Below are 14,236 nucleotides of genomic sequence, written 5' to 3' on the forward strand. Positions count from 1 at the left end.
CGGCCCGAACGGAGACCCCATGCCCGATCCCGTACTCGAGCTGCGCGGGCTGCGCGTCGACTTCCGCGGCACCGGCGGCGGCTGGGAGGAGACCACGCACGGCGTCGATCTCACCCTGCACGCCGGGGAGACCGTCGCACTCGTCGGCGAGTCCGGCTCCGGCAAGAGCGTGACCGCGATGGCGGTGCTCGGGCTGCTCCCGGCCACCGCCCGGCGCCGCGGCTCGGCCCTGTTCGACGGCACCGACCTGGTCGCGGCCACGGACGCGACCCTGCGCCGGATCCGGGGCCGCCGGATCGCGATGGTGTTCCAGGAGCCGATGACCGCGCTCAACCCGGTCTGGACGATCGGCAACCAGATCGGCCGGGCGGTGCGCACCCACGACCGGACACTGTCCCGGGCCCAGGTGCGCGAGCGGGTGCTGGAGCTGCTGTGCCGGGTGCACATGCCGGACCCGGGGCGCCGGATCGACTCCTACCCGCACCAGCTCTCCGGCGGGCAGCGGCAGCGGGCGATGATCGCGATGGCGATCTCCTGCGACCCGGAGGTGCTGATCGCCGACGAGCCGACCACCGCGCTCGACGTCACCGTGCAGGCCGAGATCCTCGACCTGCTGGCCGAGCTGCGCGACCGGCTGTCGATGGCGTTGCTGGTCATCACCCACGACATGGGTGTGGTGGCCGAGGTCGCCGACCGGGTGGTCGTCATGCGCGACGGCGCGGTGGTCGAGCAGGCTCCTTGCACCGAGCTGTTCGACGCGCCCGTGCACGCCTACACCGCGGACCTGCTGGCCGCGGTGCCGCACCTGGGCCGCGGCCGGATCCGCACCGGCCCGGCCGGCCCGCAGGACGGCGAGGTCCTGCGGATCGACGGGATGACGGTCGAGTACCCGGGCCGCGGGCGGCGCGCGTCGTTCCGGGCGGTGGCCGACGTCGACCTCGCCGTGTCCGCCGGCGAGGTCGTGGGCCTGGTCGGGGAGTCCGGATCGGGCAAGAGCACGATCGGGCGCGCGGTCGTCGGGCTCGCCCCGGTCACCGCCGGGCGGGTCCGGCTCGGCGACACCGACATGGCCGGGGCCCGGGGCGCCGGGCTGCGCGCCGCCCGCCGCGAGGTGGCGATGGTGTTCCAGGACCCGGCGTCGAGCCTGGACCCGCGGCGCACCATCGGGGAGAGCATCACCGGGCCGCTCGCCATCCACCGGGCCGTGCCCCGCGGCGGTCTGGACGCCCGTGCCCGGGAGCTGCTCGACCAGGTCGGGATCCGCGGGGACTGGGCCGACCGGCACCCACACGAGCTGTCCGGCGGGCAGCGCCAGCGGGTGGGCATCGCCCGCGCGCTGGCCCTGTCCCCCCGGCTGGTCGTCGCCGACGAGCCGACCTCCGCGCTGGACGTCTCGGTCCAGACCCGGGTCCTCGACCTGCTCCGGGAGCTGCAGGAGCAGCGGGGGTTCGCCTGCCTGTTCATCAGCCACGACCTGTCGGTGATCGAGCTGCTCGCGCACCGGGTGGTCGTGCTGCGCGACGGGCGGGTCGTCGAACAGGGCCGCACCGCGGACGTCCTCGGTGCCCGGCGCAGGAGTACACACGCCGGCTCGTCGCGGCGGCCCCGGTGCCGGACCCGCGGGCACAGCGGCGGCGCGCGGAGGACCGGCGGGCCGGGGCGGTCCCGGCCGGCTGAGCCCCGGGGCCGCCGGGCGCACGACGGGCCGGGCACGATGCAGCGGTGCCCACGACCGGCTCCGCCACCACAGGGCCGCGCCGGCGTGGCCCGCTGACGGTCGCCCTGGGCGCGTCCGAGCTGGTGACCTGGGGCGTCCTCGTCTACGCCTTCTCCGCGCTCGCCGTCCCGATGGGGGCCGACCTCGGCTGGTCGCCCGCGGTGTTCAGCATGGTCTACACCGTGGGCACCCTGGTGTCCGGTGCATCGGGCGTCGTGGTGGGCCGGTGGATGCAGCGGCACAGCCCGCACGGGGTCATGCTCGCGGGCACCCTGCTGGCCTGCGCGGTGCTGGTCGGCTGGTCACTGGTCGACGGGGTCGGCTGGTTCCTCGTCGTCTTCGCCGCGGCCGGGGTCGCCATGTCGGCGACCCTCTACGAGCCCGCGTTCGCACTCACCGCGGCGTGGTTCGAGGAGCCCGCCCGGGCCCGCGCGGTCGCCGTCGTCACCCTGTTCGGCGGGCTGGCCGCGACGGTCTTCGTCCCGCTGGCCGGCGTGCTGGCCACCCACCTCGGCTGGCGTACCGCGCTGCTGGCGCTGGCCGCGGTCGTCGCGCTGACCGCGGTGCCGCTGCAGCTCGTCCTGCTGCGCGCCGGGCGGCACCCGGCACGTGCGCAGCCGCGCCCCCGGATCCTCGCCCGCACCCCGGACCGGGCTCCGGCACCGGTGCGGACGGCGTCGTTCCGCTGGCTGGCGCTCGCGCTGGGCCTGTCCACCGCGGTGAAGTACGGGGTGGTCGTCATCCTCGTCGCCTACCTCGTCGCGCGCGGGTACCCGCTGGACACGGCGGCCGCGCTGGCCGGCGGGATCGGCCTGCTGCAGGTCGTCGGCCGGTTCGCGACCGCGGTCACGGCGCGGTGGGTCTCCGGGACCACGCTCAGCGCCGGGCTGTTCGCGCTGCAGGGGGTCGCGCTGCTGGGGCTGGCCGCCGCGCCCGGCTCGGGGACCGCCCGCGACCTCGTCGTCGTCGCGTCGATCGCCGCGTTCGGGCTCGGCGCCGGGCAGGGTGAGCTGCTGCGCGGGACGCTGGTGGTCACGCTCTACGGCCGGGAGGACTACCCGCGGGTCAACGGGGTGCTGTCGGTCTTCGTGATGACGGCGCGGGCGCTGGGCCCGTTCGTCATGGGGGCGCTGGCGGCCGCGGGCGGCGGCTACACCCGGGCGCTCACCGTCGGCGCGGGGCTCGCGCTCGGCGCGGCGGTCACGCTGCCGGTCGCGGTGCGCCGGCACCGGGACGAGGCGGGCGGGGCACCCGCGTGACGGCGGCGGGCGGTCACGGCGTCATCCCGGCAGGGCCTGCGGTCTGCCGAACCGGGTGTGCACCACCGCGGCGTGCATCACGTGGTCCGGGGCCCGGCCGGTGACCTCGCCGAACCCGGCGGCCGGCAGCACCCCGTCGGCCACCTCGACGGCCTCGGCCCGGCGCAGCGGCCACGGCTCGTGGTGGTTGGGCAGGAACCAGGTCCGGCCCAGGTGTGCGACGTGCAGGCCCCAGCGCGCGGTGAGGAACGACTCCAGCCCGCCGGTGGCGGGCTCGTCCCCCACCCGGACCCGTACCGTGCTGGTCACCGGGTGGCTCGCCCACCGGCGGCGCGCGGTGTAGACGTGCTCGGTCCCCGCGCCGTGCGGCCGCACCCGGTGCCGCATCCGGGTCCACACGTAGGGCAGGCCGAAACCGATCCGGCCGGCGAGCACCGGCAGCGCCCGGGCCGCGTCGAGGCTGCGGAACACCACGGCGCGGTGCCCGGCGTCGTCGACGGTGTAGAGCCGCACGTTGGTCTCGGCGAACGTGCCGAGCCACGGCAGCCCCGGTCCCCGCCCGAGATGGGTCCCGACCATCCGGAACGGCACGAGACCGACGTAGGCCCGGCCCTCGAACAGGTCCGGCCGGACCCCCGCCGGCAGGTGCGCCGCGACGACCGCCGGGTCGACGGCCCAGTGCAGGAAGCTGACGTCGCGCCACTGCTGGCCGAGCAGCGGCGGTCCCGGCAGCTCCGGTGCGGTGTCGGAGATCGGTTGCAGGGCGGTCGGGGCCGGGCCGTCGTCCATGCCGCAGATGGTGGCAGGCCCCCCGCGGTTTGATCTCCCCCGGACCGGTGATCCGGGGGGACATGACTCCCGAAGCCGACGGCACCGGCACGCGGACCACGACCGGGACGGCCGTCCGCGGGCCCGCCGTCCTCGACCCGGTCCCCGACCCCCGCGGCGCGCCCGTCGCGACGCCCGGGACGGCGGCGTCGGCGTTCACCGCCGCCGCCGCGGCCGGTGAGCTGGACCTCCCGCTGCCCGGTTCCGGCGCCACGGCGGCGCGCTGGGCCGGGCTGGCCCGGATCGTCCGGCGGGACCTGCCGACCGCCCGGCTGGCCGAGGGCCACACCGACGCCGTCGCCGTCCTCGCCGGTGAGGGACGACCGGCCGACCCGTCGGTGACCTACGGGGTGTGGGCGTCGCGGGCGGGCGGCGGCGCCGCCCTGCACGGCGGGCCGCACGGGCTGCGCCTGACCGGGACGGTCCGGTTCTGTTCCGGGGCGCACGTCCTGGACCGCGCGCTCGTCGTCGCCGGGAGCGACGACGGCACCCGGATCGTCGATCTCGACCTGCGCGACGCCGGGGTGCAGCGGCTGCGCGGCACCTGGCGGGCCGCCGGGATGGCCGCCAGCGACACCGACGACGTCGTGCTGCACGACGTCGCCGTCGCGCCCGAGCGGGTGCTGGGCGGGCCGGACCGCTACACCGGCCGTCCCGGGTTCTGGCACGGCGGCGCCGGGGTGGCCGCCGTGTGGCTCGGTGGGGCGGCCGGGATCGTCGACGAGATCGCCGCCGCCCTGCGCGGCGGCGACGACCCGCACCGCGCGGCCGGGCTCGGCGGGCTGCACGTCGCCGTCACCACGGCCGGGGCGCTGCTCGACCGCACGGCCGCCCTCCTCGACGCCGACCCGGCCGAGCCGCACCGGTCGGCGGTGCTCACCGCTCGGGCCGCGGTCGAGCGGGCCTGCCGCACGGTGCTGGACCTCGGGCCGGAGACGGCCGGGGTCACCGCGCTCGCCGGGTCCGAGCGGCTCGCCGCCCGCTTCGCCGACCTGCAGGTCTACCTGCGCCAGCACCACGGCGCCCGCGATCTCGCCGACCTCGGCCGGGCCCTGCTCGCCGGGGAGGCCTGATGGAGCCGCGTCATCCGGCCGGGACCTAGGGTGTGTCTCCCAATGCGCGGAGCCAGGTGACGATCGCCTTCAGGACGGCGCCGCCGCGGAAGGTCAGGGCGAGCTTGTCGTAACGGGTGGCCAGCCCGCGCCACTGCTTGACGTGGCAGAACCCGCGCTCGACGACGTTGCGGTTTCGGTAGTCGACCGGATCGAATGCGGGCGGTCGGCCGCCGCGTGAGCCGCGTCGTTTGCGGTGTCCCTGCTGGTCAGAGGGCTCCGGAATGACAGCGATGATCCGGCGCTCGCGCAGGTGCCGGCGGATCGCGCGTGAGGAGTAGGCCTTGTCCGCGCGCACGCGTTCGGGCCGGGTCCGGGGTCGTCCCGGGCCCGGTCGGGCGATGCTCAGGCGCGCCATCAGGTGCGGAAACATTGGCGAGTCGCCGCCCTGGCCGGGGCCGAGGAGGACCACCAGCGGGCGGCCGTGCCCGTCAACGAGCTGGTGGATCTTCGTCGACAGCCCTCCGCGGGACCGTCCCAGCGCGTGATCTGCTGGTTCGGCGAGCAGATTCGTGTAGTTCGATCCGGCCCCCTGTGTCGCGCTTGAGGGTCGCGGCGTGCTGGTGGGCACGGATGATCGTGGAGTCCACGCTGACCGCCCACCCGAGCACCTCGGCGGCGTCGGCCTCGATCAGAAGAGCAGCCAGGATGTGGTCCCAGGTGCCGTCGCCGCTGTAGCGGCGGTGCCGCTTCCACAACGTCTGCCACGGCCCGAACTCGGCTGGGACGTCGCGCCAGGGAAGCCCGCACCGATACCGGTAGATGATCCCCTCGAGCACCCGGCGGTCATCGCGGAACGGGCGCCCGCGACGACCCTCGGAGGAGGGCAACAGCGGCGCCAGACGGGCCCACTGGGCATCAGTCAGGACAGCGGTACGCGGCACCGATCAAGCATCGCGCACCCCGCTCCGCCTATCTGGGAGACACGCCCTAGGCCGACGTCGTCGACACGCGGGCCGTGCGGGTCCTCGACGCCGCGGCGTTCCGCCGGCTGGTCGTCGTGTGTGCCCACCCCGACGACGAGACACTCGGCGCCGCCGGGCTGCTGCGGGCGGTGACCGCGGCCGGCGGCACCGTCGAGATCGTGCTGGCCAGCGACGGCGAGATGGCGTTGCCCGAGGTCACCGGCCTGGACCGGGTCGCGCTCGCCGGTACCCGGCTGGCCGAGCTGGACGCGGCGCTGGCCGAGCTGGGCGTGCCCGCGACCGTGCACCGGCTCGGGATGCCCGACTCGGGCCTGCGGACCGAGGAGCTGGTCCCGGCGCTCGTCCCGTTCCTCGCCGCCGCCGACGCCTGGGTGAGCCCCTGGCGCGAGGACCCGCATCCCGACCACGCCGCCGTCGGCCGGGCGTGCACGGTCGCGGCACCGGTGACCGCGCACGGTTTCGGCTTCCCGGTCTGGGCCCGGACCCGCAGCGACCCGGACGCGCCCGGGATCCCCTGGGACCGGGCGCACCGGCTCGACCTGTCCGAGCCGGACCGGGCAGCACGCCGGCGCGCCCTCGCGGCCTACGCCTCGCAGACCACCGTCCCGGACGGCGGGGACCGCCCGGTGCTCTCCGCGGCCACGCTCGCGCACTTCGACGGGCACCGGGAGGTGTACTTCCGGGAGCCTCCGCCGGGCGGGGCGCCACCGGAGCTGTTCGCCGACCGCTACCGCGCCGACCCGGACCCGTGGCAGGTCCGCACCTCGGCCTACGAGCGCCGCAAGCGCGAGGTCGTGCTCGCCTCGCTCCCCCGCCGCCGGTACGCGTTCGCCGCCGAGCCCGGCTGCGGTGTGGGCGAGCTGACCCGGGAGCTGGCCCGCTGCTGCGACCGGCTGGTCGCCAGCGACGTCGTCGCCGAGGCCGTCGCGGCGACGGCCGAGGTCGCCGCGGGAGACGGCGTGCAGGTCCTGCGCTCCGACCTCGACGACGAGCGTGCCGTCCCGGACGGCGTCGATCTCGTGGTGCTCTCCGAGGTGCTGTACTACCTGCCGGAGGAGAGGTTGCGCGCCGTCCTGGACCGGGTGGCCGCCGCGCTGGCGCCGGGCGGGGACCTCGCGGTGGTGCACTGGCGGCACTGGCCGCCGGAGGCACCGGCCGACCCGGCCGAGGTGCACCGCCGGGTCCACGACGACGACCGGTTCGACACCCTGGTGTCCCACGTCGACGAGCACTTCCTGCTGCACGTGGTGCGGCGGCGGTGACCCGGGGACCGGTCACCGCGGTCGGTGTCGTCGTCCCGGCGCACGACGAGATCGGGACCATCGGTGCCTGCGTCGCGTCCGTGCTCACCGCGCTCGACGCCGCGCCCGGGCTCCGGGCACGGGCGCTGTGCGTGCTGGCCGACCGGTGCTCCGACGGCACCGCGGAGCGGGCGCGGGCGGTGGCGGCTGCGCACCCGGCCGCCGGGCGGGTCCGGGTCGTCGTCACCGAGACCGGCGGTGCCGGGTCCGGCCGGGAACCCGCGGTCGGACGGCTACGCAGCCGCGCCGTGGGCACCGTCCGGCGGGGCCTGCCGGGCCCGGCCGCGGCGACCTGGCTGCTCAGCACGGACGCCGACGGCACCGTCGGCGCGAACTGGGTGCGCGCGCACCTCGCGCTCGCCGACGCCGGGGCGGACGCCGTCGTCGGCGGCGTCGTGCTCGACCTGCCCGGCTCCCCGCGCCCGCCCGGCGAGCCGCCGTGGCCGGGCTACCCCGTCTACGCGGCCAACCTCGGCGTCCGGGCCGACGCGTTCGACGCCGTGGGCGGTTTCCCGGCCCGCGGCTGCGGGGAGGACCACGGCATCGTGCGACGGCTGCACGCCGGTGGGTTCCGGGTCGTCGTCGGCGCCGCGGGGACGGTCCGCACGAGCGCCCGCACCAGCGGCCGGGCCCGCGGCGGGCTGGCGGACCTGCTCGGCCGCGACGGTGCGGGCGATCACGGTGACCGCCCGAACATGTCGGTGCCTCGTGCGAGGCTCGTGGCCGACCCATGACGACGGTCGACCGCGACACGAGGGACGGCGGATGCGCTACTCGGTGAACGTGCCCAACTTCGGCGACTTCCAGGACCCGCGGGTGGTCGCCGATCTCGCCCGGACCGCGGAGCAGGCCGGCTGGGACGGCCTGTGGGTGTGGGACCACGTGCTGCACGTGCGGGCCGAGGAGCGTGCGCTCGCCGACCCGTGGGTGCTGCTGACCGCCGCCGCGCTCGCCACCGACCGGATCCGGCTCGGCGCGATGGTCACCCCGGTGGCGCGGCGCCGCCCGATCACCCTGGCGAAGACGCTCACCACACTGGACCGGCTCAGCGGCGGCCGGATGGTCTGCGGTGTGGGCCTCGGCGCCCCGATCGGGGACGAGTTCGGTCGTTTCGGGGAACCGACCGATCCCAGGGTGCTCGCGGAGAGGCTCGACGAGGGGCTCGACGCGCTGGCGATGCTCTGGTCCGGGGAGCCCGCCCACTACCAGGGGCGGCACGTCGTGCTCGACGACGTGCTGTGCCTGCCGGTGCCGGTGCAGCGACCGCGGATCCCGGTCTGGGTCGCCGGCAACTGGCCGAACCGGCGACCGCTGCGCCGGGCCGCCCGCTGGGACGGCGTGATCCCGATCCTCCCCGGCACCGAGACCGGGGAGCTGCCGTCCGCCGGCGACGTGGCACGGGTGGTGGAGGTCGTCGGCGGGCAACGTGCCGAGACCGGTGCCCTGGATCGCCCGTTCGACGTCGTGATCGGTGGGACCACGGCCCCGGAGCAGGCCGACCGCGTCGCGGAACTCGCCGGGGCCGGTGCGACCTGGTGGGACGAGCGGCGCCCGTTCGACGACCGGGTCGGCGAGCTGGGGCCGCTGCTGCGCCGCGTCGAGCAGGGGCCGCCCCGGCTCGCGCCGTGAGCGGCCCCGGCCCGCCGCCGGCGCTCAGCCCAGCAGCAGGAACGGCACCACCATCGTGAGGATGGTGAAGGCCGGACCGATGAGGACCATCGAGAACCCCCACACCGTCAACCGGTTCGACAGCCGCGGCCGTTCCGGCTCCGCCGCCGAGGCGACGATCGTCGCGCCGGTGGTGGAGAACGGCGCGCAGTCCACCAGGGAGGCCGAGATCGCGAGCGCGTAGATGAAGCCCGTCGTCTCCAGCCCGCCGCCGACGACCAGCAGCGGCACCGCGAGCGGGATGAGGGCCCCGAGGATGCCGATCGTCGAGGCGAACGCCGACACCAGCCCGGCGATCACGCAGAGCACGATCGCGGCGACCAGCGGGACGTTCACCGACCGGGCCAGCTCGCCGAGCTGGTCGATCGCACCGAGCCGGGTGAGCACGCCGACGTAGGTGAGGATGCCGCCCAGCAGCAGGATCGTGCCCCAGTCGACCTTGGCCACCGCGCGGCGGCCGACCTCCGGGTTCCACAGCGACAGCCCGACCGCGAGGGTCAGCGCGACGACGCCGAGGTTCACGTCGACCTCGAGCACGGTGAGCGTGAAGAACCCGACGACGAGCAGGACGAGCGTGGCGAGCACACCGATCTGCAGGCCGGTCAGCGCCGGCGCCGGCTCGGTGTGGGTCCGCTCGGCCGTCGCGACACCGCCGCCACCCGGGACCGGGCCGTCGGACGGGTCGGTCGCGGCGCCGCGGCGCGAGCGGCGCACCAGCTCCGGCCCGCCGAACATGAGGAAGGCGACGAGCACGACCAGGGCGTTCACTCCGACCGAGAGGAAGAACATCAGCCCGGCGTCGTAGGGGATCCCGGCGGTGCGGGCGACCGTGCCGACGGTGATGCCGTTGATGCTGGTCGGCGCCAGCGCGCCACCGACGATCGCGGAGCTCATCGCGATGCCCATCAGCGTGGGGCTGATCCGGTGCGTGGTGGCCAGCGACATCGTGATCGGCACGACCGCGAACGCGGCGTGCGAGGTGCCCAGGCAGGCCACGGCGGTGCCGATCAGCCACATCGCCCAGGGCAGCAGCGCGACCCGGTCGCCGACCAGCCGCACCGAGCGGTCGACCAGCCAGTCGATCGTCCCGGTCTCCCGGGCCATCCCGAACAGGTAGGTGATGCCCAGCAGGATCAGCAGTGCGTCGACCGGGAAGTCGCCCAGGATGTCGTCCAGGCTCTCCCCGACCACCCCGATGCCGACGACGAACGCCGCCACCAGCGCGAGCGCCCCCATGTGCACGTTGCGGATCGCCGAGATGGCGAAGACCAGCGCGAACACGATCAGCGCGATGACCTCGGGGCTCATGCCGGCACCCCCGCCCCGGTCATGGCGGCCTCGGCGACGCGGTGCGCCGCGAGCGCACCGGGGTCGGCACCGTCGAGATCGCCGACGCGCACCAGCTCACCGGCTCCGACGGCCCGGTTCAGCCGGGCGCCGGCCAGCAGGTAGTACGGCGCGACGCCGGGCTCCGCGGCGACCATCACCGGGGCGACCCCGGCGATCTCGTGGTGGTGCCCGGCGACGGTGAACTCCGTCCCCGGATCCAGGTCACCGGCGGTGCGGGCGGCCAGCACCGTCGTCGGACGGGGCTGCGGCGCGGGGCCCGCCCCGTCGACGGCGGCGTGGATCGTCAGCGGCGTCTCCGCGCCCATCGCGTGGTAGGGCCAGTACAGGCAGGCGTAGCGGCCGTCGCGGCTCACGACGTGCCCCTTGCCGCGCAACATCTCCCAGGTCACCGGGTCGTCGGTGCGGACGACGGCGAACACCCCGCCCGCGACGCTCGCCTCGCCCGGCAGCCGCAGCGCCGAGAAGACGTCGACCACGCCGTCGCGGGACCGGACGCCGCCGTGCTCGCGCGCGGCGTAGACGTCGGCCAGCTCCGCGATCCGGGCGACCGGGTAGTGCAGGTCCTCACGGTCCGGCACGGCCCCGGTGCGGGTGGCGACGACCGTCATCTCGCACAGGTCGGCCGCGGCCGAGCGCTTCAGGGCGGCGACGGCGTCGGCGCGGGCCGCCAGCGTGGCGCGGACGTCGGGGCCGAGGTCCAGCAGGCCGGCCAGCGCGGGCGCCGGGAAGACCGAGCCGTTCTGCTCGACGGTGCCCGCGACCGGGTCGAGCACCAGGTCGTACTCCCCAGCCTTGCCGATCGCGACGATCTCCAGGCCGGTCGCCGACACCCAGTCGACGAGCCGGATCAGGTTGGCCGGCTGGTCGCCGTCGGCCGGCAGGTAGGCGCGTCCGGCCGCCCGGGCCCGCTCGGCGAGCGCGATCCCGGCGACCGTGTCGACCTCCTTGGAGACCATGACCACGTGCACGCCGTGGTCGAGCGCGGCAGCGGCGCACGCGGTGCCGACGTCGATCCGGCCGGTCGCCTCGACGAGCACGTCGACGTCGGCCCAGGCCACGCCGGCGGCGTCGGGGAGCACGGTGAGCCGGTCCCGGTCGAGCCCCAGCTCGGCGAGCGTGCGGTCCAGCCCGGCGGCGTCCGGGTCGACGAGCACGGCCGGCACCAGCTCCGGGGTCCGGCGCAGCTGGGCGAGCAACGTGCGGCCGTAGCCGCCGTTCGCCCCGGTCAGCGCGATCCGGACGGGCACGTGGGCCCGGGCGGGATGGGGATGGATCACCGTTGCTCCAATCGGACGGGGGGTGGCGTGACTCTGACACAGGATCTAGATTTCTACAAACATGCACCAGATTTTCACAAGGAGGATCACCCGATGCTCGGAGCCGTCGCCGACGACTTCACCGGTGCCACGGATCTGGCGATCATGCTGCGCCGCAACGGTCACCGGGTGGCCGTCGTGATCGAGGAGCACGATCCCGGGCCGGCCGTGCGCGCGGGGCTCGACGCCGTCGTGGTGGCGTTGAAGTCCCGGACCGCGCCGGTCGCCGAGGCCGTCGCCGCGTCGGAGCGGGCGGTGGACCGGCTGCGGGACTGGGGCGCCGACCGGCTCTACGTCAAGTACTGCTCGACCTTCGACTCCACCGACCGCGGCAACATCGGCCCGGTGCTCGACGCCGTCGCCGACCGGGCCGGGGCCACGACGGTGGTCGTCGCCCCGGCACTGCCCGCGAACGGCCGGACCGTCTACCAGGGGCACCTGTTCGTCGGGGCGGAGCTGCTCGAGAACTCCCCCATGCGCCACCATCCGCTGACCCCGATGACCCGGTCCCGGGTCGCCGAGCTGCTGGCCCCGCAGACCCCGCACGCCGTCGAGGAGATCGGGCTCGCCACCGTGCGCCGCGGACCGGACGCGGTGCGCACCGCGCTGGCGGACTCCGCGGGGCGCTACGTCGTCGTCGACACGGTGGACGACGACGACCTGCGGACACTCGGCGCCGCCGTCGCCGACGCCCCGGTCGTCAGCGGGGGGTCCGGGCTCGCGCTGGGGCTGCCGGATCCCGGGACCCCGGCCGACGACTGGCGCCCCGCCGCTCCCGGCACGCTCCGGCTGACGCTGTGCGGCAGCGCATCGGCCGCCACCCGCCGCCAGGTGGCCGACGCCGCACGCACCGCACCGACGCTGCGGGTCGACCCGGCCGCCGCGGTGCGGGACCCCGGCGCCGAGATCGCGCGCCTGATCGGCTGGGTGCGGGAGCAGCCCGCCGGTTCCGCACCGGTCGTGTACGCGACGGCCGGGCCGGACGATCTCGTCAGCGAGGTCGACGGGGCGCCGGTCGCGCCCGCCGTGGAGACGGTGCTCGCGGGCACCGGGCGGGAGCTGGTCGCCGACGGCACGGTCTCGCGGCTGCTCGTCGCGGGCGGGGAGACCAGCGGTGCCGTGGTCCGGGCGCTCGGCGTCGGCCTGCTGCGGATCGGGCCGGAGATCGCCCCGGGGATCTGCTGGACGGCGGCGGAGACCGCCGGCGGCCGGGCGGTCACCCTCGCCCTCAAGAGCGGGAACTTCGGCCCGGACGACCTGTTCACCTCGGCCTGGGAGGTGCTCGCGTGAGCCCGGTCGACGAGCTGCTGGCCGCCGGGGCCCGGGTGGTCGCCGACGGCCTCAGCCCCGGTACCAGCGGGAACATCAGCGTCCGCGACGGCGACCGCGTCCTGGTCAGCGGATCCGGCACCTCGCTGGGCGGGCTCGGCCCCGGCGACGTCGCCGTGCTGGACCTCGACGGGCACCACCTCGGCGGGGCCCGGCCGTCCAAGGAGTGGCCGCTGCACCTGGCGTTCTACGCCCGCGACGCCGCGCACCGGGCCGTCGTGCACGTCCACTCCCCCTACGCCGTGGCCGCGTCCTGCCTGGAACCGTGGTCGGAGGCGAGTGCGGTGCCGCCGCTGACGCCGTACTACGTGATGCGGGTCGGGCAGGCGCCGTTGCTGCCCTACCGGCCGCCCGGCGACCCGGCTCTCGGCGACGACCTCGCCGCCTGCCCGTGGGAGCTGCGCGCAGCACTGCTCGCCAACCACGGTTCCGTGCTGGCCGGCCGGGACGCCGCGGAGGCCTGCGAGCGGGCGGTGGAGCTGGAGGAGGCCTGCCGGATCACCCTGCTCACCACCGGGCTGCCGCGCCGTGAGCTCACCCCGGAGGCCACCCGCCACCTCGCCGCACGCTGGTCCAGCCCGTGGGGCGGGCGCACTAGAGTCGGGTCCTCAGCCGGACCGTCGGAGAGGTGACGATGGCGAGCCCGCCCCTGATCCCCGAGCAGCGCAGGCAGGAGATCCTGCGGTTGCTCCGCCGGTCACAGGTCCTGAGCTACAACCAGCTGACCGAGCAGCTCGGGGTCAGTCACATGACCGTGCGGCGCGACGTCGAGGCGCTGACCAAGCAGGGTGCCGTCGAGTCGACGCCCGGCGGGGCGCGGCTGGCGAGCCGGCTGCTGCGCGAGCCGGACCGCGCCGAGAAGGCGGTGGCCGAGCGCCCGGAGAAGGAGGCGATGGCCGTCGCCGCGGCCGCCATGGTCACCGACGGCATGACCGTCTACCTCGACGCGGGCACCACCGTCCAGGCCATGCGCCCGCACCTCGGGCACCTGCACGACCTGACGGTGGTCAGCAACGACCTGGCGACCGTGACCGACTTCCTCGACCTCCCCGGCGTCGACCTGATCTGCCTGGGCGGGCGGGTCGAGCGGGAGAACCGGTCCACCGCGGGTCGGCTCGCGACCCTCGCGCTGCGCGAGCTGTCGCTCGACCTGGCGTTCCTGTCGTCCAGCTCGTGGGACCTCGGGCACGGGGTCACCACGCCGGTCGAGGCCAAGGTGGACGTCAAGCGCGCCGCGCTCGCCGCGGCGGGCTCGTCCGTGCTGGTCGCGGGGAGCAGCAAGTACGGGCGGTTCGCCCGCTACCGGGTGCTGCGGCTGGACGAGATCGACACCGTGATCACCGACGACGGTCTCGACGACGAGGCCGCCGCCGGGATCGAGGCCGGCGGGGCCGGACTCGTCCGGGTCCGGCCGCACGGCGGGTGACCGG

General features: G+C 76.0%; 13 protein-coding genes. 9 read left to right on the forward strand and 4 right to left on the reverse strand.

The window, feature by feature from the left end:
- Nucleotides 1-19 precede the first annotated feature (19 nt).
- Both AFB00_RS27140 and AFB00_RS27145 read left to right on the forward strand, forming a co-directional pair.
- The gene (locus tag AFB00_RS27140; RefSeq protein ID WP_231974097.1) at nt 20-1,774 is read left to right on the forward strand and encodes an ABC transporter ATP-binding protein; all 1,755 of its coding nucleotides are present in this window, start codon (nt 20-22) and stop codon (nt 1,772-1,774) included.
- Complete coding sequence (locus tag AFB00_RS27145; RefSeq protein ID WP_068799540.1) at nt 1,723-2,976, forward strand: MFS transporter; 1,254 nt, start codon at nt 1,723-1,725, stop codon at nt 2,974-2,976. The genes AFB00_RS27140 and AFB00_RS27145 overlap by 52 nt, the downstream gene beginning before the upstream one ends.
- Nucleotides 2,977-2,997: 21 nt before the next feature.
- On the opposite strand, the gene AFB00_RS27150 is transcribed toward AFB00_RS27145, so the two are convergent.
- Nucleotides 2,998-3,765, reverse strand: coding sequence for a YqjF family protein (locus tag AFB00_RS27150; protein WP_068799541.1), 768 nt, complete (start codon nt 3,763-3,765; stop codon nt 2,998-3,000).
- 62 nt (nt 3,766-3,827) lie between these two features.
- Here AFB00_RS27150 and AFB00_RS27155 point away from each other — a divergent pair, with 62 nt between their 5' ends.
- Nucleotides 3,828-4,877, forward strand: a complete 1,050-nt coding sequence (locus tag AFB00_RS27155; protein WP_231974098.1) for an acyl-CoA dehydrogenase family protein — start codon at nt 3,828-3,830, stop codon at nt 4,875-4,877.
- A 25-nt stretch (nt 4,878-4,902) separates the two neighbouring features.
- On the opposite strand, the gene AFB00_RS32430 is transcribed toward AFB00_RS27155, so the two are convergent.
- Nucleotides 4,903-5,782 (reverse strand): IS5 family transposase gene (locus AFB00_RS32430; RefSeq protein ID WP_442965881.1). Its coding sequence is split into 2 segments (ribosomal slippage): nt 4,903-5,416 and nt 5,415-5,782, totalling 882 coding nucleotides; the frame shifts between segments, so codons are not numbered across the junction.
- Between the two features lie 92 nt (nt 5,783-5,874).
- Between AFB00_RS32430 and AFB00_RS27170 the strand changes: the two genes are divergently transcribed.
- The 3 genes from AFB00_RS27170 to AFB00_RS27180 are packed head-to-tail and all read left to right on the forward strand — an operon-like array spanning nt 5,875 to nt 8,772.
- Entirely contained in the window at nt 5,875-7,104 is a 1,230-nt protein-coding gene (locus tag AFB00_RS27170) for a bifunctional PIG-L family deacetylase/class I SAM-dependent methyltransferase (RefSeq protein ID WP_231974099.1), read from the forward strand.
- Complete coding sequence (locus tag AFB00_RS27175) at nt 7,101-7,877, forward strand: glycosyltransferase (protein ID WP_068799542.1); 777 nt, start codon at nt 7,101-7,103, stop codon at nt 7,875-7,877. The genes AFB00_RS27170 and AFB00_RS27175 overlap by 4 nt, the downstream gene beginning before the upstream one ends.
- 31 nt (nt 7,878-7,908) lie before the next feature.
- On the forward strand, nt 7,909-8,772 hold the full coding sequence (locus AFB00_RS27180; protein WP_068799543.1) for an LLM class flavin-dependent oxidoreductase: 864 nt from the start codon (nt 7,909-7,911) through the stop codon (nt 8,770-8,772).
- 24 nt (nt 8,773-8,796) lie between these two features.
- Here the strand turns inward: AFB00_RS27180 and AFB00_RS27185 are convergent, their stop codons facing one another.
- A complete protein-coding gene (locus AFB00_RS27185; protein ID WP_068799544.1) occupies nt 8,797-10,119 on the reverse strand; it encodes an SLC13 family permease in 1,323 nt (440 codons plus the stop codon).
- Nucleotides 10,116-11,438: a homoserine dehydrogenase gene (locus tag AFB00_RS27190; protein ID WP_068799545.1), complete on the reverse strand. Its 1,323-nt coding sequence runs from the start codon at nt 11,436-11,438 to the stop codon at nt 10,116-10,118. The genes AFB00_RS27185 and AFB00_RS27190 overlap by 4 nt, the downstream gene beginning before the upstream one ends.
- Before the next feature lie 93 nt (nt 11,439-11,531).
- Between AFB00_RS27190 and otnK the strand changes: the two genes are divergently transcribed.
- From otnK to AFB00_RS27205, 3 genes are read left to right on the forward strand one after another with little or no spacing between them, the layout of a single operon-like run.
- Nucleotides 11,532-12,767: a 3-oxo-tetronate kinase gene (gene otnK, locus AFB00_RS27195; protein WP_068799546.1), complete on the forward strand. Its 1,236-nt coding sequence runs from the start codon at nt 11,532-11,534 to the stop codon at nt 12,765-12,767.
- The gene (locus AFB00_RS27200) at nt 12,764-13,438 is read left to right on the forward strand and encodes a class II aldolase/adducin family protein (RefSeq protein ID WP_068799547.1); all 675 of its coding nucleotides are present in this window, start codon (nt 12,764-12,766) and stop codon (nt 13,436-13,438) included. Before otnK ends, AFB00_RS27200 begins: the two co-directional genes overlap by 4 nt.
- 2 nt (nt 13,439-13,440) lie before the next feature.
- Complete coding sequence (locus tag AFB00_RS27205; RefSeq protein WP_068799548.1) at nt 13,441-14,232, forward strand: DeoR/GlpR family DNA-binding transcription regulator; 792 nt, start codon at nt 13,441-13,443, stop codon at nt 14,230-14,232.
- The last annotated feature ends 4 nt before the right edge of the window (nt 14,233-14,236 follow it).

The organism is Pseudonocardia sp. HH130630-07 (assembly GCF_001698125.1).
Taxonomy (GTDB): domain Bacteria; phylum Actinomycetota; class Actinomycetes; order Mycobacteriales; family Pseudonocardiaceae; genus Pseudonocardia.

What these genes read in the sequence shown, in the direction of transcription:
- AFB00_RS27155 (WP_231974098.1), top strand. Translation starts at nt 3,828, where the DNA reads ATGACTCCCGAAGCCGACGGCACCGGCACGCGGACCACGACCGGGACG.
- AFB00_RS27140 (WP_231974097.1), top strand. Translation starts at nt 20, where the DNA reads ATGCCCGATCCCGTACTCGAGCTGCGCGGGCTGCGCGTCGACTTCCGC.
- otnK (WP_068799546.1), top strand. Translation starts at nt 11,532, where the DNA reads ATGCTCGGAGCCGTCGCCGACGACTTCACCGGTGCCACGGATCTGGCG.
- AFB00_RS27185 (WP_068799544.1), bottom strand. Translation starts at nt 10,119, where the DNA reads ATGAGCCCCGAGGTCATCGCGCTGATCGTGTTCGCGCTGGTCTTCGCC.
- AFB00_RS27150 (WP_068799541.1), bottom strand. Translation starts at nt 3,765, where the DNA reads ATGGACGACGGCCCGGCCCCGACCGCCCTGCAACCGATCTCCGACACC.
- AFB00_RS27180 (WP_068799543.1), top strand. Translation starts at nt 7,909, where the DNA reads ATGCGCTACTCGGTGAACGTGCCCAACTTCGGCGACTTCCAGGACCCG.
- AFB00_RS27205 (WP_068799548.1), top strand. Translation starts at nt 13,441, where the DNA reads ATGGCGAGCCCGCCCCTGATCCCCGAGCAGCGCAGGCAGGAGATCCTG.